We start from the raw sequence: 19,918 nt of genomic DNA, 5'->3' as shown, positions 1-19,918 counted from the left end.
CGTACGATAAAAGTGAACGCCATGACTCAAACGTTTATCCCCGGCAAAGACGCCGCTCTGGAAGATTCCATCGCTCGCTTCCAGCAGAAACTGACCGACCTGGGCTTTAATATTGAAGAAGCCTCCTGGCTGAATCCGGTTCCTCACGTCTGGTCCGTGCATATTCGCGACAAAGACTGCGCGCTGTGCTTTACCAACGGTAAAGGCGCCACCAAAAAAGCCGCACTGGCCTCTGCGCTGGGTGAGTATTTTGAGCGTCTGTCCACCAACTATTTCTTCGCCGACTTCTGGCTAGGTGACACCATCGCTAACGGCCCATTCGTTCACTACCCGAATGAAAAATGGTTCCCGCTGACCGAAGATGACGAACTGCCGGAAGGCATTCTGGATGCCCGACTGCGCGCGTTTTACGACGCCGATAACGAACTGACCGCCAGTATGCTTATCGATTTGCAGTCCGGTAATGAAGATCGCGGTATCTGCGCCCTGCCGTTTACCCGTCAGTCTGACGAGCAGATCGTATACATCCCGATGAACATCGTCGGTAACCTGTATGTGTCGAACGGTATGTCAGCCGGTAACACCCGCAACGAAGCGCGTGTTCAGGGTCTGTCTGAAGTATTCGAACGCCACATCAAAAACCGCATTATCGCAGAATCCATCAGCTTGCCTGAAATTCCGGCCGACGTTCTGGCACGTTACCCGGGCGTTGTGGAGTCTATCGCGAAGCTGGAAGCCGAAGGGTTCCCAATCTTTGCCTATGACGGTTCTCTGGGGGGTAAATACCCGGTTATCTGCGTCGTGCTGTTCAACCCGGCGAACGGGACCTGCTTTGCTTCCTTTGGTGCGCATCCTGATTTCGGCGTCGCGCTGGAACGTACGGTCACCGAGCTGCTTCAGGGCCGTAGCCTGAAAGATCTCGACGTGTTTACCCCACCAACCTTCGACGACGAAGAAGTGGCTGAACACGCGAACCTCGAAACCCACTTCATCGATTCAAGCGGTTTGATCTCCTGGGATATGTTTAAACAGGATGCAGACTACCCGTTCGTTGACTGGAGCTTTGCAGGCACCACCGAAGAAGAGTTCGCCACCCTGATGGCTATCTTCAAAGCTGAAGATAAAGAAGTCTACATTGCCGACTACGAACACCTGAGCGTATACGCTTGCCGTATTCTGGTGCCTGGCATGTCTGACATTTATCCGGCAGAAGATCTGTGGCTGGCAAATAACAGCATGGGTGCGCATCTTCGTGAAACGCTGCTGTCACTGCCAGGTAGTGAGTGGGAAAAAGAAGACTATCTGAACCTGATCGCGCAGCTGGACGACGAAGGTCACGATGACTTTACCCGCGTGCGTGAGCTGCTTGGTCTGGCAACCGGTAAAGACAATGGCTGGTACACCCTGCGCATTGGCGAGCTGAAAGCGATGCTGGCCCTGGCGGGTGGTGACCTGGATCAGGCGCTGGCATGGACAGAATGGACGATGGAGTTCAACCAGTCCGTCTTCTCCGCAGAGCGCGCTAACTACTACCGTTGCCTGCAAACCCTGCTGCTGCTCGCGCAGGAAGAAGAACGTCAGCCACTGCAATATCTGAATGCCTTCGTGCGTATGTATGGCGCCGACGCTGTAGAAGCAGCCAGCGCGGCCCTGAGCGGTGAAGAGCCGTTCTACGGCCTGCAAACGGTAGATAACGATCTGAAAGCCTTCCCGGCACATCAGTCACTGCTGAAAGCGTATGAGAAGTTACAGAAGGCAAAAGCCGCTTACTGGTCAAAATAAGCGCATATAACATTACCAACTGTAGGCGGATTCAATCGTCTGGGCTATATTACGGGGCAATTTCATTGCCCCGTTTTTTTATTTCTTTCGCAATGATTTTTGATTGTAATAATAAAGTTAAACACGGGTAAATATAATAATACTTACCCGAGATTAACTGTTACTTTTTATGGTAAATACTCCATTTTAATTAACTGTTTTAAGGGAGCGCGAACGAAAAAATTCAACTCTTTTCATAACTTTTAAAATTTATTTTTATACGGATAATCAAATACTTACTCCGCTTTCGCTGTAAAACCGTACGCATTGCGGGCCTATAAGCCAGGCGAGATATGATCTATATCAATTTCTCTTCTATAATGCTTTGTTAGTATCTCGTCGCCGACTTAATAAAGAGAGAGTTAGTGTGAAAGCTGACAACCCTTTTGATCTTTTACTCCCAGCTGCGATGGCCAAAGTTGCCGAAGAAGCGGGTGTCTATAAAGCAACGAAACACCCGATGAAGACCTTTTATCTGGCGATCACCGCGGGCGTGTTCATCTCCATTGCTTTTGTCTTTTACATCACTGCCACGACCGGTACTGCCACAATGCCTTTTGGTATGGCGAAACTGATTGGCGGTATCTGTTTCTCACTGGGACTTATCCTCTGCGTCATCTGCGGCGCTGACCTCTTCACCTCAACGGTGCTGATTGTCGTCGCAAAAGCCAGCGGAAGAATTACCTGGGGCCAACTGGCACGTAACTGGTTAAACGTCTATGTTGGTAACCTGATTGGGTGTCTGCTCTTTGTTTTGTTGATGTGGTTGTCTGGCGAATACATGACCGCCAACGGCGGCTGGGGGCTTAACGTCCTGCAAACCGCAGACCACAAAATGCACCATACATTTATCGAAGCTGTCGCTCTTGGCATTCTCGCAAACCTGATGGTCTGCCTGGCTGTCTGGATGAGCTACTCTGGTCGTAGCCTGATGGACAAAGCCATGATTATGGTTCTGCCGGTTGCGATGTTTGTTGCCAGCGGCTTTGAGCACAGTATCGCAAACATGTTTATGATCCCTATGGGGATTGTAATCCGCAACTTTGCGAGCCCGGAGTTCTGGACTGCAGTTGGTTCAACCCCGGAAAGTTTCTCTCACCTGACTATTATGAACTTCATTACTGATAACCTGATCCCTGTCACTATCGGGAACATTATCGGTGGGGGTCTGTTAGTTGGGTTGACATACTGGGTCATTTACCTGCGTGGCGGCGACCATCATTGATGGTTTTCTCAGGCAGTAAATAAAAAATCCACTTAAGAAGGTAGGTGTTACATGTCCGAACTTAATGAGAAGTTAGCCACAGCCTGGGAAGGTTTTACTAAAGGTGACTGGCAGAATGAAGTAAACGTCCGTGACTTCATTCAGAAAAACTACACCCCGTATGAAGGTGACGAATCCTTCCTGGCTGGCGCAACTGACGCGACCACCAAGCTGTGGGACAACGTAATGGAAGGCGTTAAACTGGAAAACCGCACTCACGCGCCAGTTGATTTTGACACCTCCGTAGCTTCCACCATTACTTCTCACGATGCTGGCTACATCAACAAAGCCCTTGAGAAAATCGTTGGTCTGCAAACTGAAGCTCCACTGAAACGTGCAATCATTCCGTTCGGTGGTATCAAAATGGTTGAAGGTTCCTGCAAAGCGTACAACCGCGAGCTGGACCCAATGCTGAAAAAAATCTTCACCGAATACCGCAAAACCCACAACCAGGGCGTATTCGATGTTTACACCAAAGACATTCTGAACTGCCGTAAATCTGGCGTTCTGACTGGTCTGCCAGATGCATATGGCCGTGGCCGTATCATCGGTGACTACCGTCGTGTTGCACTGTACGGTATCGACTTCCTGCTGAAAGACAAATACGCACAGTTTGTTTCTCTCCAGTCTGACCTGGAAAATGGCGTTAACCTGGAAGCGACAATCCGTCTGCGTGAAGAAATCGCTGAACAGCACCGTGCGCTGGGCCAGATCAAAGAGATGGCTGCTAAATACGGTTGCGATATCTCTGGTCCTGCGACCAATGCTCAGGAAGCTATCCAGTGGACCTACTTCGGCTACCTGGCCGCTGTTAAGTCTCAGAACGGTGCAGCAATGTCCTTCGGCCGCGTATCCACCTTCCTGGATGCGTACATCGAACGTGATATCAAAGCAGGCAAAATCACTGAACAAGACGCTCAGGAAATGATTGACCACCTGGTCATGAAACTGCGTATGGTTCGTTTCCTGCGTACTCCTGAATATGATGAACTGTTCTCTGGTGACCCAATCTGGGCAACTGAGTCTATCGGTGGTATGGGCGTTGATGGCCGTACTCTGGTTACCAAAAACAGCTTCCGCTTCCTGAACACCCTGTACACCATGGGGCCGTCTCCGGAGCCGAACATCACTGTTCTGTGGTCTGAAAAACTGCCTCTGAACTTCAAGAAATTCGCCGCTAAAGTGTCCATCGACACCTCTTCTCTGCAATACGAGAACGATGACCTGATGCGTCCGGACTTCAACAACGATGACTACGCTATCGCTTGCTGCGTAAGCCCAATGGTCGTTGGTAAACAAATGCAGTTCTTCGGTGCGCGTGCAAACCTGGCGAAAACCATGCTGTACGCAATCAACGGCGGCGTTGATGAAAAACTGAAAATGCAGGTTGGTCCTAAGTCTGAACCAATCAAAGGCGACGTGCTGAAATTCGACGAAGTGATGGACCGCATGGATCACTTCATGGATTGGCTGGCTAAACAGTACGTCACTGCACTGAACGTTATCCACTACATGCACGACAAGTACAGCTACGAAGCCTCTCTGATGGCGCTGCACGACCGTGACGTTGTCCGCACCATGGCGTGTGGTATCGCTGGTCTGTCCGTTGCTGCTGACTCCCTGTCTGCAATCAAATATGCGAAAGTTAAACCAATTCGTGACGAAGACGGCCTGGCTGTTGACTTCGAAATCGAAGGCGAATACCCGCAGTTTGGTAACAACGATTCTCGCGTTGATGACATGGCGGTTGACCTGGTAGAACGTTTCATGAAGAAAATTCAGAAACTGACTACTTACCGTAACGCTATCCCGACTCAGTCTGTTCTGACCATCACCTCTAACGTTGTGTATGGTAAGAAAACCGGTAACACCCCAGACGGTCGTCGTGCTGGTGCGCCATTCGGCCCAGGTGCTAACCCAATGCACGGTCGCGACCAGAAAGGTGCGGTTGCCTCTCTGACCTCCGTTGCTAAACTGCCGTTTGCATACGCTAAAGATGGTATCTCTTACACCTTCTCTATCGTTCCAAATGCACTGGGTAAAGACGACGAAGTGCGTAAAACTAACCTCGCGGGTCTGATGGATGGTTACTTCCACCACGAAGCGTCCATCGAAGGTGGTCAGCACCTGAACGTGAACGTGATGAACCGTGAAATGCTGCTCGATGCGATGGAACACCCTGAGAAATATCCTCAGCTGACCATCCGTGTATCTGGCTACGCAGTACGTTTTAACTCCCTGACTAAAGAACAGCAGCAGGACGTTATCACCCGTACTTTCACTCAGTCCATCTAACTGGAATTGACTGAAATCACGCGTTAAAAAGCGTACAATAAAGGCTCCACGCAAGTGGGGCCTTTTTAACACCTTCCTCTCCATAGTCTCTTTTGCCTGCAATCTATACTTTATGGATAACAGCCAAAACAGACTTAACAGCCGGTTTGAGCTGTGCATACAACAGGTCCTGGACGGGCCGAATCTGGAGATATCACCGCAATGTCAACTATTGGTCGTATTCACTCCTTTGAATCCTGTGGCACCGTTGATGGCCCGGGGATCCGCTTTATCACCTTCTTCCAGGGCTGCCTGATGCGCTGCCTGTACTGTCATAACCGTGATACATGGGATACGCACGGCGGCAAAGAAGTCACCGTTGATGATTTAATGAAAGAGGTCGTGACCTATCGCCATTTTATGAATGCATCAGGTGGCGGTGTAACGGCATCCGGCGGTGAAGCCATTCTTCAGGCTGAATTCGTGCGCGACTGGTTCCGTGCCTGCCGTAAAGAAGGTATTCATACCTGCCTCGATACGAACGGCTTTGTGCGTCGTTACGATCCGGTCATCGATGAACTGCTTGAAGTGACCGACCTGGTCATGCTCGATCTCAAACAGATGAACGATGAGATCCACCAGAATCTGGTTGGCGTTTCCAACCACCGAACCCTGGAGTTCGCCAAATACATCTCCGGTAAGGGTATCAACACCTGGATCCGCTATGTGGTTGTGCCTGGCTGGTCAGATGATGATGACTCTGCACATCGACTGGGCGAATTTACCCGCGACATGGGCAACGTAGAAAAAATTGAGCTACTGCCCTATCACGAACTGGGTAAACATAAATGGGTGGCGATGGGTGAAGAATATAAGCTCGATGGCGTTAAACCACCGAAGAAAGAAACCATGGAACGCGTGAAAGGCATTCTTGAGCAGTACGGTCACAAAGTGATGTATTAAAAAAATCCCGGCGAGTAAGCCGGGATTTTTTTATCAGGCATGTGCCACTGGCGTTGGATGTTCGCCTGCTTTACGCAGCAGCATCAGGAGATAAATAAACGATACGCTGGCAATCATGATAAACAGCAGGTTGTCAGAATAGTTCTGCATCAGCATGGCCGTCAGCGTCGGCCCCAGTAAACTGCCGATGGTATAACTCAGGAGCAGTGCCTGGTTCATTGCCACCAACTGATGATGTTCGACTTTCTCACAGGCCCAGGCCATCGCTACCGGATAGAGAGTAAATCCCGCCGCCCCCAGAATAAACAGCGCAGGTGCCATTGCAGCACTGCTGAGCATCGCGAGGCACCCCATGATCACCACGAAGACCTGAACGCGCAGCACCAGCAGGCGGCCAAAGCGATCGGCAAGACGCCCAATCGGCCATTGCCCGACAATCCCCGCACTGACCATCACCGCCATCCAGAAACCGATCCCGGAATCACTAACCCCCTGATGGTTCAAATACAGCGGCATCAGGCCATAAAGCGAACCCAGCACTATCCCGGAAATGATACAGCCATTAACCCCCAGGCGCGCCTGACGCAGCCTCAGCATCGGCCAGACATGGGTCACTTCCTGGTGTTCGCTCTGCTGGTTAACAATGCGGGTAAAGAGCAACGGCAGAATAGCGGCCAGGATCATGCCCGTCACCCACGGCAGAACGCTCATCAGGTCGGTCGGCAATTTACTGACCATCAGTTGCCCAAGCACGGTTCCAACGTAGTAAACCATCATATATGCCGCCAGCAGGCGACCACGATTGCGCGACGTACCGCTACACATCAGGGCGCTTTCAACCACCACCCAGATCATCGCACAGCCCACACCCGCGATAAAACGCCAGACCATCCAGCTCCAGAATCCCACCATCAGGCCTAACCCAGCGCATCCGGCGGCAAAAATCAGCGATGCCAGATAATAGCTACGGTTAAAACCCACACGCTTAATCAGGCTCCCCGTGACCAGCGTTCCCAGGAGGTTACCTGTAAAAAAGGACGAGCTAACCATACCCACCTGCCAGGTCGGTAAGTTTTCATGGGCGAGCCAAAGCGGGACGAGGGTGTTTAACACCGCTATCGCCAGCGTCAGCAAAAGCAGGCCACAGAGCAACAGGAGCACTGGGCGGGTATAGGTGGGCATGGATTAAAAACCGTGAGGAAGTTCAGATTTCGTGCGCATCATGCCACTGGCAAAAACAAAGTCAATCCACCGATTCAGGGCGCACGCACGATATGCTCCCTGTCGATTTAAAAAACTAATCCTGCTAATGCAACGCTTGCTATCGATATAAACTATCTGATTGTTTTTATTTACCAATACTCAGAATTAAAACCAAACGACAGTCGAAAAATTTCATGATTGAAAACAAAAAAGCCGGGCGCTATGTCCCGGCTTTATATAACAAAAAACAACGTTAACTGGCGATGGCCATACCAACCGTCATATGCAGGCCATAGAACACACCGCGGCCAATCAACTCACCTGCCAGCACCAGCACAAAGGCCAGGGACAACAGCGGTACCGCAGGCTGATGACCCTTAAGCTGAGGCACAATCCAGCACACCAGTGCCGCTACCAGCAACACCACGCGCCAGGCCATCAGCGAGCCGTAATCAGGCACCAGCGCAGACGCCTGCTGAATAGAGCTGTGGATCGTTGCCAGCTCTGCCCCCTGCATCAGGGCTACGATGGCACTCACCACCAGTGCCAGGAGTGAAACAGCCGGCAGCAAACGCATCGCCCAGCCGTCTACGCCCGCCACACGCAGCAACAGGAAGCCCAGTAACGGCCCGCCGATGAACATCGTCAGGAAGAAGCTCATTGGCGTCCAGACGCTGTACCAGGTTGGCACGGTGTCGATAGTGTTATAAACCCGCACCATCATCCACACGAACACCACACCCAGAACCATAGTGACGATTAGCCACAGGCTACGCAGCCCTGTTGGCAACTTTTTCAGTGCAGCCAGCAGCCAGCCCAGCCCCCCCACCGCAAAGAAAATAGCGCCGCTGGCAATTTCGTTACTGAGTGATGATGCACCCACGCGGTTAAGGGAATTAAACGCCCGCATCGGTGAACCGAGGTGCAGGGTTGAGGCGATAAAGCCAATGCCCATCAACACCCACAGGCCAAACATACTCAGCACCAGGCGTTGTTGCTGTTCCGCATTGAGATTTCCCTTGAGCAGCGCCAGAGCGAGGACGATAAAACCACCCGCAACGCACTGCCCGAAGACCGTGAAGATCATCAGCGGCCATTCATTCCATCCACTTCCCATCTCACACCTCCTTCGGATTTGCCAGGTAGCCGGTGGTGTCACCCGTCGGACGGCTGTTGGCGTTAGGTTTAATCACAATGCTCGGCTTCGTGAAGTGCGCAGACGGCAGGGGTGCCACTGCTGCAAGCTGGCCGTGCTTTTGGCGCAGCTCTTCAATCGGGCCAAAGTCCAGCGCACGCAGCGGGCAGGATTCCACGCAAATCGGCTTTTTGCCGTCCGCCACGCGGGTGTGGCAACCGTCGCACTTGGTCATATGGCCTTTGGCGGCGTTGTACTGCGGCGCGCCATACGGGCAGGCCATGTGACAGTAGCGGCAGCCGATGCAGACATCTTCATCCACCACCACAAAACCGTCGTCACGCTTGTGCATCGCGCCGCTCGGGCACACTTTGGTGCAGGCCGGATCTTCGCAGTGGTTACAGGCAATCGACAGGTAGTAGGCAAACACGTTCTGATGCCAGACGCCGTTGTCCTCCTGCCAGTCGCCACCGGCGTATTCGTAAATACGGCGGAAGCTGACATCCGGAGTTAAATCTTTGTAATCCTTACAGGCCAGTTCGCAGGTCTTGCAACCGGTGCAGCGGCTGGAATCAATAAAAAATCCATACTGGGTTGTCATCGGTTACTCCTTACACCTTTTCAACCTGAACAAGGTTTGTGTGGGACGGATTACCCTTCGCCAGCGGCGATGGGCGCTGCGTGGTCAGTACGTTAATACTGCCGGCCTGATCGATGCGATTTGCATCCGGGTTGTACCAGGCCCCTTCCCCTAACGCGACAACGCCAGGCATCATACGCGGTGTAACTTTGGCTTCGATATGCACTTCGCCACGACCGTTAAAGATACGCACGCGATCGCCATTTGAAATACCGCGCGCTTTCGCATCCATCGGGTTGATCCACATTTCCTGACGGCAGGACGCTTTCAGTACATCAACGTTGCCGTAAGTCGAGTGAACCCGCGCTTTGTAGTGGAAGCCCGTCAGCTGCAACGGGAATTTCGCGGTCAGTGGATCGTTGTAGTTTTCGAAACCTGGCGTATAAATTGGCAGCGGATCAATCACATCCCCTTCCGGTAGCTCCCAGCTGGACGCAATTTTTGCCAGTTCTTCAGAGTAGATTTCGATTTTCCCTGACGGGGTGGTCAGCGGATTGGCATGAGGATCGTCGCGGAATGCCTTATAAGCAACATGATGCCCTTCCGGGTCGCGTTGCTTGTACATGCCCTGCTGGCGGAAGGTATCGAAGTCAGGCAGGTCAGGGATCGCTTTGCGGGAAAGTTCATGCAGATGACGCATCCATCCTTCCTGAGAACGTCCTTCAGTGAACTGCTGCTCAACGCCGAGACGCTTCGCCAGCTCAGACGTCATCTGATAGATGGTTTTGCATTCGAATCGCGGTTTAATCGCCTGATCGGTGAAGATCACATAAGACATGTTGCCGCAGGAGGCATCCAGCGCGAAGTCCATCTGCTCTGATGCGGTGCAATCCGGCAGAATGATATCGGCATATTTCGCCGACGAGGTCATGTGACAGTCGATGACCACAATCATCTCGCACTTCTTATCATCCTGAAGGATCTCATGAGTGCGGTTGATCTCGGAATGCTGGTTAATCAGGCAGTTACCGGCATAGTTCCAGATCATCTTAATCGGAACATCCAGTTTATCTTTACCGCGCACACCATCGCGCAATGCCGTCATTTCCGGGCCGCGTTCAATCGCGTCGGTCCACATAAACATGGAAATACTGGTCTGGACCGGGTTGTCCAGAGTCGGCATACGTTCAAATGGCACTTCATAAGAGCCTTCGCGCGCGCCTGTATTGCCCCCATTGATACCCACGTTGCCCGTCAGAATAGAGAGCATTGAAATGGCACGGGTGGCGATTTCACCGTTCGCATGACGCTGCGGCCCCCAGCCCTGGCTGATATAGGCCGGTTTCGCCGAACCAATTTCACGTGCAAGCTGAACAATACGTTCTACCGGAATACCGGTGATCGTGGATGCCCACTGAGGCGTTTTTGCCACGCCGTCACTGCCCTGGCCAAGGATGTATGCTTTGTAGTGCCCGTTAGCAGGCGCACTGGCTGGCAGAGTTTTCTCGTCGTAACCAACGCAGTATTTATCAAGGAAAGGCTGATCAACGAGGTTTTCAGTGATCATCACCCACGCCAGCGCACTGACCAGCGCGGCATCGGTACCCGGACGGATAGGGATCCACTCATCTTCACGCCCGGCACCAGTATCGGTGTAACGCGGATCGACGATGATCATGCGGGCATTAGATTTAGCACGAGCCTGCTCGAGATAGTACGTCACCCCGCCGCCGCTCATACGCGTTTCACCCGGGTTGTTACCGAACAGCACCACCAGTTTACTGTTCTCGATATCAGATGGACTGTTGCCATCAGCCCAGCCGCCATAAGTGTAATTCAGCCCTGCGGCGATCTGCGCGGAAGAGTAGTCGCCATAGTGATTGAGATAACCGCCGCAGCAGTTCATCAGGCGCGCAACCAGCGTTTTTCCTGGTGGCCAGGAGCGGGTCATGGTGCCGCCAAGCGTACCTGTACCGTAGTTCAGATAGATGGATTCGTTGCCGAACTCTTTGATTAAACGCTGCATGTTGGTCGCGATGATGTCGTAGGCTTCGTCCCAGCTAATGCGCTCGAACTTCCCTTCCCCGCGTTTTCCAACGCGTTTCATCGGGTACTTGAGACGATCCGGATTATAGACGCGACGGCGCATTGAGCGGCCACGTAAACAGGCGCGAACCTGGTGTAACCCGTCATAGTTATCGTCACCGGTGTTATCCGTTTCGACATATTTGATTTCGCCATCCACCACGTGCATCCGCAGCGGGCAACGGCTACCACAGTTAACGGTACAGGCGCTCCACACCATTTTTTCCGGAGCTGACGCCGGAGACAGCGCATCCGCCGCCGACACCATACGAGAAAAAGGCAGAGTTAACGCACTGCTGGCAACAGCCAGACCGCCTATTGCCGTGGTTTTCATCAACCCACGGCGAGTGACCTCGGCAGCCAGTAAAGCATCAGGCGCTTTGATTTTCATAAAGACTCACTTTGGTTGCTCACAAATAAAAGAGATACGGTAGAAACCGCTATATAGTTTTATATATAACGGATTTCTCCGTTATTAGTTTTTTATGCTGGCTTTCATTCGGAGGAGTATTACTACTTTAGAGGGAGGCGATATTGTTTCGTGTCAAAGCAGGGGCATAAAAAAAGCGCCCGTAGGCGCTTTTTTAATTTAAGACAAATTAACCGATGTACTGCTGGCCTTTCATGTACGGACGCAGCACTTCCGGGATCTCAATACGACCATCAGCCTGCTGGTAGTTTTCCAGCACCGCAACCAGCGTACGACCCACAGCCAGACCAGATCCGTTCAGGGTATGAACCAGACGGGTCTTCTTGTCTGATTTGCTGCGGCAGCGAGCCTGCATCCGGCGAGCCTGGAAATCCCAGACGTTAGAGCAGGAAGAGATCTCACGGTAAGTATTCTGTGCAGGAACCCAGACTTCCAGGTCGAAGGTTTTGCAGGCACCAAAGCCCATGTCACCCGTACACAGCGCCATACGGCGGTACGGCAGACCCAGCAGTTCCAGCACTTTCTCAGCGTGGCCGGTCATCTCTTCCAGCGCGTCCATGGACTCTTCAGGACGGACGATCTGTACCATCTCAACTTTGTCGAACTGGTGCATACGGATCAGACCACGGGTGTCACGACCGTAAGAACCTGCTTCAGAACGGAAGCACGGAGAGTGTGCAGTCAGTTTAATTGGCAGGTCGTCTTCGTCGATGATCTCATCACGCACGAGGTTGGTCAGCGGCACTTCAGCGGTTGGGATCAGCGCGTAGTTGCTGCTGTCTGCTTCTTCGTCCAGAGGACGCGTGTGGAACAGATCGCCGGCAAATTTCGGCAACTGGCCAGTCCCGTACAGCGTATCGTGGTTGACCAGATACGGTACGTAGGTTTCGCTGTAGCCGTGCTGCTCAGTGTGCAGATCGAGCATGAACTGAGCCAGCGCACGGTGCAGGTGAGCAATCTGCCCTTTCATCACCACAAAGCGAGAACCGGTCAGCTTAACTGCGGCTGCAAAGTCCAGGCCAGCGTGCATTTCACCCAGCGTTACGTGATCGCGAACCTCGAAGTCGAACTCGCGAGGCGTACCCCAACGTTTCACTTCAACGTTGTCGTTTTCGTCTTTGCCGACAGGAACGCTGTCGTCAGGAATGTTCGGGATAGCCAGTGCGATATCACGGATTTCGGTCTGAAGAGCGTCCAGCTCGGCTTTCGCCTGATCCAGCTCTTCACCCAGTTTGTTCACTTCCAGGCGTAATGGCTCAATGTCTTCCCCGCGTGCTTTCGCCTGGCCGATGGATTTCGATCGAGAGTTACGCTCTGCCTGCAGATTTTCAGTTTGTACCTGCAGAACTTTACGACGCTCTTCAAGAGCGCGCAGCTTATCTACATCCAGCTTAAAGCCCCGGCGTGCCAGTTTTTCAGCGACTGCGTCTGGCTCATTACGCAGCAGATTGGGATCGAGCATGCTTATCCTGTGCTTATCGAATTAAAATAGGAAAATGTGACCACAGCCTGCGGTCACAAGGATACTATGCCAACATTACCGCAACGATTGAACTAACGGTAGCGTTTTATAGGGCTATTTTGATCCTGTCCGGCGAGCCAGGCGAGCTTTTCGCCAATCTTGCCTTCAAGACCTCTGTTTGTGGGGTGATAATAGCGGGTTTGTGCCATCTCCTGCGGAAAATACTCCTCTCCGGCGGCGTAGGCATTGGGTTCGTCGTGGGCGTATCGGTATTCTTGCCCGTAACCCATCTCTTTCATCAGTTTGGTTGGCGCATTACGCAGATGAACCGGTACGTCATAGTCAGGACGTTCACGTGCATCTGCCAAAGCCGCTTTAAACGCGGTGTAGACAGCATTACTTTTTGGCGCACAGGCCAGGTAAACAATCGCCTGTGCGATTGCTCGCTCCCCTTCCGCTGGCCCTACGCGGGTGAAGCAATCCCAGGCTGAAATCGCAACCTGCATCGCGCGCGGGTCGGCATTACCGACATCTTCCGACGCAATGGCCAGACAGCGGCGCGCCACGTACAGGGGATCACCACCGGCGCTAATGATCCGCGCATACCAGTACAGTGCTGCATCCGGTGCACTGCCTCGCACCGACTTGTGCAGGGCCGAGATCAGATCGTAAAAACGATCGCCTTTATTGTCGAAACGCGCGCTGCGTTCACCGGCAATTTCGGTGAGCAGTTCAGGTTTCAGCACACGCTTACCGGAATCATCCACTTCGGCCATATCAGCCATCATTTCCAGCGTGTTTAACGCACGGCGCGCATCCCCATTGACCAGCTCCGCAATCGCAAGCCGTGTTTCGTCCGGCAGGATGATATCCTGCCCGCCATAACCCCGCGCCTTGTCCTCCATCGCCTGAGTGAGAACCTTTTCGATATCGTCGGTTGTCAGCGATTTGAGCAGATAAACACGCGCACGGGAAAGCAGTGCCGAGTTCAGTTCAAAGGAGGGGTTTTCGGTCGTCGCGCCAATGAAGAAAATTGTGCCATCTTCAATGTGCGGCAGGAACGCATCCTGCTGGCTCTTATTGAAACGATGGACTTCATCAACAAAGAGGATAGTACGGCGTCCGGCATTACGGTTCTGTCTTGCGCGCTCGATAGCTTCGCGGATCTCCTTCACGCCGGAGGTCACTGCGGAAATGCGTTCAACATCGGCGTTTGCGTAACGGGCGATCACTTCAGCAAGTGTCGTTTTACCCGTGCCTGGTGGCCCCCACAGGATCATGGAGTGTAGATGGCCGGCCTCAATAGCACGGGGCAACGGCTTACCCGCAGCCAGCAGATGCTGCTGACCGATGTACTGCGCTAAATTTTCTGGCCGCATACGAGCGGCCAGAGGTTGAAACGCATTATCTGAAAAATCGAGCGACAGGTTGCTCACTCACGCCTCTTACTTATTGCGTTGGTCGTCCACCGTTACGCCCTGCGGCGGGGTAAAGGTGAATTTCGATGCATCGACAGCGCCGTTTTGCTGGGATTTGAGCTGGTAGCTGCTACGCTGATCGTCCTGCTCAACCGCACCAAACTGATTGATGGTTCCGTTGGTGCTCACGTTAATGGTGAACTGTTTCAGGTTTCCGTTGCTGCCTTTCGGCGTCAGAACAAACTCATCACCATTCTGTTTGATATTGTACTGCTGCCAGTCGCTGGACTGGTTACGGGCAATCAGCATAAACGGGGTATTACTGGTGGCATCTTTCAGCCAGGTGGCGGTTGCCTGCTCAACAAACGGGTTGAAGAACCACAAGGTTTTACCGTCTGACACCAGAATGCTTTCATCCGGCTGTGTCATATGCCAGTTAAACAGATTAGGGCGTTTTACCCACAAATCCCCCTGACCTTCCTGCACCGCGTTACCGCTGCCGTCAGTCACTTTTTGGGTGAAACTGGCGTGGAAGCTACTGACTTTATCCAGTCGGCTTTTAAGGTCGCTGGCTGCATCAGCCCAGACGCTGCTGGCAACAAAACTGGTCAGTAATGCACAGGCGATTGCGAATTTTTTCATTGTTATTCCTTAAAATACGTCATCCCGATATGGGGTTCTGTCGTCTATTGTGAACCTGCCCGCAGGCAGGCGACAGAAGAAAATGCTTAATTTTTGCTGATTTACCCTTCTTTTCAATCGGTGAAGGGTCAATCAAACGGCGGCGGAGCCAGCACCTCACGGTTACCGTTATGCCCCTGCTCGCTCACGATGCCCTGCGCTTCCATCTGCTCGATGATGCGGGCCGCACGGTTGTAACCGATACGGAACTGACGCTGCACCCCGGAAATGGACGCTTTACGTTTCTCAGTCACGAAGTTAACCGCCTGATCGAATAACGGATCCAGCTCTTCACCACCATCAAAGCCACCGCCACCGCCTTCACTTTCAGTGTCAGAGGTAATGCCATCCACGTACTGCGGACGACCACGCGCTTTCCAGTCCTGTACCACCGCGTGAACTTCCTCATCGCGGACGAATGCACCGTGAACACGTACTGGCGAGGTGGAGTTCGGGCCGGAGTAGAGCATATCACCCATACCCAACAGCGATTCTGCGCCGCCCTGATCAAGGATGGTACGCGAGTCAATTTTACTCGATACGGTAAACGCGATACGCGTTGGGATGTTCGCTTTAATCAGACCAGTGATAACGTCCACGGATGGACGCTGCGTCGCCAGTACAAGGTGAATACCGGCTGCACGCGCTTTCTGCGCCAGACGGGCAATCAGCTCTTCGACTTTCTTACCGACGGTCATCATCAGGTCAGCGAATTCGTCTACCAGTACGACGATATAAGGCAGTTTTTCCAGCACCGGATGCTGAGCATCCATACTGTCACCCGGCTTCCAGTAAGGATCCGGAATCGGGCGCCCCATACGTACTGCTTCAGCGATCTTCTCGTTATACCCCGCCAGGTTACGTACGCCGAGTGCCGACATTAACTTATAGCGACGCTCCATCTCATTAACGCTCCAGCGCAGGGCGTTAGCAGCGTCTTTCATGTCGGTGACCACTTCCGTCAGCAGATGCGGGATACCTTCATAAACAGAGAGTTCCAGCATTTTCGGGTCGATCATGATGAAACGCACATCTTCCGGCTGCGCTTTGTAGAGCATACTCAGGATCATGGCGTTCACACCGACCGACTTACCCGAGCCCGTCGTACCCGCCACCAGCAGGTGCGGCATTTTCGCGAGGTCAGCCACCACTGGATCGCCTGCAATATCTTTACCCAGCACCACGCTCAACGGTGATGGATTCTCGCGGAATTTGGCGTTATCCAGCACTTCACGCAGATAGACGGTCTGGCGTTTCTTATTTGGCAGTTCCAGGCCGACATAAGGTTTACCCGGGATAACTTCTACCACACGCACCGCAACGGTCGACAACGAGCGCGCCAGGTCACGAGACAGGTTAGAAATTCGCGCGGCTTTAACACCAGGCGCCAGATTCAGTTCGAAACGGGTGATAACTGGACCTGGGGAATAGTTCACTACGTCCGCCTTAATGCGGAAATCAGCCAGACGCGCTTCCACAAGACGCGCCATCTGTTCCAGCGCAAAGGTATCTACCGGTTCAACTTCTGACGGAGGCGGCGTTAACAGATCCAGCGACGGCAGCGGCGTGCTTGGGCGTTGCAGCGGACGGCTATCACCGTTGCGCATCAGCAGCGGGTGAATCAGACTTTCCTTCGGCTGTGCTGGTGGCTGCTGGAACTGCGGCGCGTGCTGAGGCTGTTGCGGCTGCGCATAAGCCTGTGACGCTGGCTGCTGCACGTGCGGTGCAGGTGCAGGCTGCTGGTACGCAGTTTGCGTTTCAGGCATCACGCCTGGGGTGAATAACGGCTCGCTCGGGCCATCGTCAACCAAATCTTTCATTGGCGAGAATTCGAAGTCAGATAACGAGAACGGATTTGCTCCCGCAGGCTGCTCACCGGAATAGCGTTGCTGCTGAGTGGCAGCAAACTGGCGCGCTAACTCTGCTTCGGCTGCGTCATCTTCATCTTCTTCATGAACATGAGTCGGCCGGGCTTCGTGTTGATACTCTTCGCCATAACGCTGCTGCTGTTGTGCAGCAAATTGACGTGCCAGCTCATCCTGCTGCATCTCATCGGCATCATCTTCATACTCAGATTCACGCGCTTTCTCCTCAGCCATACGCTGAGAAGGTAATTTGATGCCATAGGACGCCAGCTCGCGGCGGGTAGGAACACGCACGCGATTAGGACGAGGAAGCTGCGGGCCAATACCCTCTTTCACCTGTGGACGCGGTGCGCCACCGGATGCCAGGCTAAAGACAGGCGCAGCCACTGCCGCCGCCGCGGTAGCGTGCTTCACGCTTTCCGCCACCGGTGCAACAACCGGTGTCGGATCGACTGGCGGTACCGAAACGGAAGGAGCTCTGGTGACGGGTTCTTGTACCGGTTCCGGTACGGGCTGATACCAGGCGGCCAGTTGTTCGCGCTCACGCGCGCGGCGTTCTTCAACCTCTTCAAAATAGTACATTGGTGGGCGAGTCGGTTTGACCTCTTCCACTTCAACCTGTGGTTCAGCTTGTGGCTCAACATACGGCTGAGCAGGCTCAACTGGCGCATATTCCTGATAAGGCTGAGACACCGGCGCGTCATACTCTGCGTACGGCTGTGGCGCGTATTCCGGTTCTGGCTGGTACGGCTGCTGCCACTGTTCCTGCGGCTGTGCTGGCGCATAGCTCTGCGGTTCAGGGGCAATGACCGGCTGATGCGCAGGAATGACAGGCGCTTCTTGCCACTCAACCGCAGGTTGCTGGACAACAGGCTCTGGCTCATACACCGGCGCGGAAGGCATGACTGCCTCAACAGGCGCAGCATAGGCCTGAGCGGCTGTCGTTGCCGCTGCTGCTGCCGCGACAGGTTCGGTAACTGAATGACCATTTAACAACGGGTCATATTCGTCGTAATCACCCGGCATGGCACGACTGCCAGAGAAGAGCACATCATCAGGGTCAACAGGAGTACCCGCGGCACGGTATTCAACCTGCTCATCGTCATCCATGCGTTTGCCGGAGAAGAGTGCGGCATCGGTTTTACGCCCTAACGGATTAGCAAATTTTTCGGCCACGCGTTTGCGGCGCGCCAGCGCGCCACGCATTATACGCGTACGGCGAGATTCTCGATGCTGACTTGGAGGTGTATCCTCTTCGTCCTCATCTTCGTATTCGTCTTCATCTACCCAGGTATCATCACGACGGGTACGGTTGCTGGCAAACGTCAGAATATTAAGGATCAGACTGCCGAGTTTTTCGGCAATGCTCACCCATGACCAGCCAGTAAACAGTGTTAACCCCGCCGCCCAGATACAGAGCAGCGTGATGGTGCCGCCGCTGCTGTGCAGCATTGGTTGCAGTGCAGTACTCAGCAAGCTGCCAATCACCCCACCGGAAGCGAAATACCAGATATCGTCGGCGTTAATCGCCGCCAACCCGCAGGAGGTCAGGATCAGCGCCAGGGCGCCAATCAGACGCAGCGAAACCGCGAAATAATCGATGTATTCATCGTTCTGACGATGACGCCAGGCAAACCAGCAGCCACCGATGATGATCACCGGGATGGTATAGGCCATGACACCGAAGATGAAAAACAGGGTGTCCGCAAGCCAGGCGCCGGGCGTGCCACCTAAATTATGGATAGGTTCATGCCATGCGGTTTGCGACCAGCTCGGATCTGAGGGGTTGAAACTGAGTAAGGCTGCCATCAGCCAGACGGCAAAAAGGGCAATAACAATCAGCAACGCCTCAAGGAGTCGACGTCCGCTGCTTAGCTTCGATAGTGTGACTTCTTTGTCTTCAGTATATTCCTGGCTCAAGAAAGGCTCTCCAGGTATCAGGCATGTCCTGCCTGTTTGCTAAAACGGACAACAGCGCCGGGTATCCCCGGCACTGTTGCTGTATGGATTAACAGGAGTGTAATCAAACTACGCTGATTTTGCACCTGTTCCGTGTTAGCGCGTCTTAATAACCAGACGATTGCTCTGTTTGACCTCTTCCATCACCACATAAGTACGGGTGTCGTTCACGCCTGGCAGACGCAGCAGGGTTTCACCCAGCAGCTTACGGTAGGCGGACATATCAGGCACACGGGTTTTCAAAAGGTAGTCGAAATCACCGGAAACCAGATGACACTCTTGAATTTCTTCAAGTTTTTGTACAGCGGCGTTAAATTGCTCAAACACATCCGGCGCACCACGATTCAGAGTAATCTCAACAAATACCAGAAGTGAGGCATCCAGATAATGCGGGTTCAGCAGAGCCGTATAGCCCTGAATAAAACCCTGTCTTTCCAGTCGGCGCACACGCTCAAGGCACGGCGTCGGGGAAAGTCCCACACGTTTTGAAAGCTCGACGTTGGAAATACGCCCATCCTTTTGCAATTCATTAAGAATGTTACGATCGATACGGTCGAGATCTTTGCCAGGGCGCTTCTTGCTATCTACCATTATTATTGTCTCTCTGTATTCCTTCCCTACTCCTGCCTGGACCCTGTGCACATCACTGTTCAGAGCCTGTACCCGTTATTCATCACATCGCCTGATTATGTAATATGCGCGATGCGGATTCGGGTTCTACGGTAAGAAGACCGGTGCCTGAAATGGCTGCCACCGACATCACGTATGGCGTCTGTCC

Annotated in this window: 13 protein-coding genes; 4 read left to right on the top strand and 9 right to left on the bottom strand. The window is 53.1% G+C overall.

What is annotated here, in order from left to right:
• Positions 1 to 21 precede the first annotated feature (21 nt).
• The 4 genes from ycaO (at position 22) to pflA (ending at position 6,322) form a co-directional block, all read left to right on the top strand.
• Entirely contained in the window at positions 22 to 1,782 is a 1,761-nt protein-coding gene (ycaO, locus tag M987_RS13085; protein WP_014069577.1) for a 30S ribosomal protein S12 methylthiotransferase accessory factor YcaO, read from the top strand.
• 406 nt (positions 1,783 to 2,188) lie between these two features.
• On the top strand, positions 2,189 to 3,046 hold the full coding sequence (gene focA / locus M987_RS24670; RefSeq protein WP_014069576.1) for a formate transporter FocA: 858 nt from the start codon (positions 2,189 to 2,191) through the stop codon (positions 3,044 to 3,046).
• A gap of 51 nt (positions 3,047 to 3,097) precedes the next feature.
• Entirely contained in the window at positions 3,098 to 5,380 is a 2,283-nt protein-coding gene (gene pflB / locus M987_RS13075) for a formate C-acetyltransferase (protein WP_014069575.1), read from the top strand.
• A gap of 201 nt (positions 5,381 to 5,581) precedes the next feature.
• A complete protein-coding gene (gene pflA / locus M987_RS13070; protein WP_014069574.1) occupies positions 5,582 to 6,322 on the top strand; it encodes a pyruvate formate lyase 1-activating protein in 741 nt (246 codons plus the stop codon).
• A 33-nt stretch (positions 6,323 to 6,355) separates the two neighbouring features.
• Here the strand turns inward: pflA and M987_RS13065 are convergent, their stop codons facing one another.
• The 9 genes from M987_RS13065 to lrp form a co-directional block, all read right to left on the bottom strand.
• Positions 6,356 to 7,504, bottom strand: a complete 1,149-nt coding sequence (locus tag M987_RS13065; protein WP_014069573.1) for an MFS transporter — start codon at positions 7,502 to 7,504, stop codon at positions 6,356 to 6,358.
• A gap of 274 nt (positions 7,505 to 7,778) precedes the next feature.
• Positions 7,779 to 8,642: a dimethyl sulfoxide reductase anchor subunit family protein gene (locus M987_RS13060; protein ID WP_014069572.1), complete on the bottom strand. Its 864-nt coding sequence runs from the start codon at positions 8,640 to 8,642 to the stop codon at positions 7,779 to 7,781.
• 1 nt (position 8,643) lies between these two features.
• Entirely contained in the window at positions 8,644 to 9,261 is a 618-nt protein-coding gene (locus M987_RS13055) for a DMSO/selenate family reductase complex B subunit (RefSeq protein WP_014069571.1), read from the bottom strand.
• Positions 9,262 to 9,271: 10 nt separating this feature from the next.
• Positions 9,272 to 11,716 carry a dimethylsulfoxide reductase subunit A gene (gene dmsA / locus M987_RS13050; RefSeq protein WP_014069570.1) on the bottom strand — a complete coding sequence of 815 codons (2,445 nt, stop codon included), beginning with the start codon at positions 11,714 to 11,716 and terminating at the stop codon, positions 9,272 to 9,274.
• Between the two features lie 208 nt (positions 11,717 to 11,924).
• Positions 11,925 to 13,217: a serine--tRNA ligase gene (serS, locus tag M987_RS13045; protein ID WP_014069569.1), complete on the bottom strand. Its 1,293-nt coding sequence runs from the start codon at positions 13,215 to 13,217 to the stop codon at positions 11,925 to 11,927.
• 92 nt (positions 13,218 to 13,309) lie between these two features.
• The gene (gene rarA / locus M987_RS13040) at positions 13,310 to 14,653 is read right to left on the bottom strand and encodes a replication-associated recombination protein RarA (RefSeq protein WP_014069568.1); all 1,344 of its coding nucleotides are present in this window, start codon (positions 14,651 to 14,653) and stop codon (positions 13,310 to 13,312) included.
• Positions 14,654 to 14,662: 9 nt separating this feature from the next.
• Positions 14,663 to 15,277, bottom strand: a complete 615-nt coding sequence (gene lolA, locus M987_RS13035) for an outer membrane lipoprotein periplasmic chaperone LolA (protein WP_014069567.1) — start codon at positions 15,275 to 15,277, stop codon at positions 14,663 to 14,665.
• A gap of 128 nt (positions 15,278 to 15,405) precedes the next feature.
• On the bottom strand, positions 15,406 to 19,101 hold the full coding sequence (locus M987_RS13030) for a DNA translocase FtsK 4TM domain-containing protein (RefSeq protein WP_014069566.1): 3,696 nt from the start codon (positions 19,099 to 19,101) through the stop codon (positions 15,406 to 15,408).
• A 135-nt stretch (positions 19,102 to 19,236) separates the two neighbouring features.
• Positions 19,237 to 19,731, bottom strand: coding sequence for a leucine-responsive transcriptional regulator Lrp (gene lrp, locus M987_RS13025; protein ID WP_000228469.1), 495 nt, complete (start codon positions 19,729 to 19,731; stop codon positions 19,237 to 19,239).
• Positions 19,732 to 19,918 lie beyond the last annotated feature (187 nt).

The sequence above is a fragment of the Enterobacter soli ATCC BAA-2102 genome, from assembly GCF_001654845.1.
Classification (GTDB): Bacteria; Pseudomonadota; Gammaproteobacteria; order Enterobacterales; family Enterobacteriaceae; genus Enterobacter; species Enterobacter soli.
Note: the sequence above shows the minus strand (reverse complement) of the source record. Positions and strands in the feature narration are given on the sequence as shown.

Coding starts and splice junctions, on each gene's coding strand:
- ycaO (WP_014069577.1), top strand. CDS start 22: ATGACTCAAACGTTTATCCCCGGCAAAGACGCCGCTCTGGAAGATTCC.
- pflB (WP_014069575.1), top strand. CDS start 3,098: ATGTCCGAACTTAATGAGAAGTTAGCCACAGCCTGGGAAGGTTTTACT.
- pflA (WP_014069574.1), top strand. CDS start 5,582: ATGTCAACTATTGGTCGTATTCACTCCTTTGAATCCTGTGGCACCGTT.
- M987_RS13065 (WP_014069573.1), bottom strand. CDS start 7,504: ATGCCCACCTATACCCGCCCAGTGCTCCTGTTGCTCTGTGGCCTGCTT.
- M987_RS13060 (WP_014069572.1), bottom strand. CDS start 8,642: ATGGGAAGTGGATGGAATGAATGGCCGCTGATGATCTTCACGGTCTTC.
- M987_RS13055 (WP_014069571.1), bottom strand. CDS start 9,261: ATGACAACCCAGTATGGATTTTTTATTGATTCCAGCCGCTGCACCGGT.
- dmsA (WP_014069570.1), bottom strand. CDS start 11,716: ATGAAAATCAAAGCGCCTGATGCTTTACTGGCTGCCGAGGTCACTCGC.
- serS (WP_014069569.1), bottom strand. CDS start 13,217: ATGCTCGATCCCAATCTGCTGCGTAATGAGCCAGACGCAGTCGCTGAA.
- lolA (WP_014069567.1), bottom strand. CDS start 15,277: ATGAAAAAATTCGCAATCGCCTGTGCATTACTGACCAGTTTTGTTGCC.
- lrp (WP_000228469.1), bottom strand. CDS start 19,731: ATGGTAGATAGCAAGAAGCGCCCTGGCAAAGATCTCGACCGTATCGAT.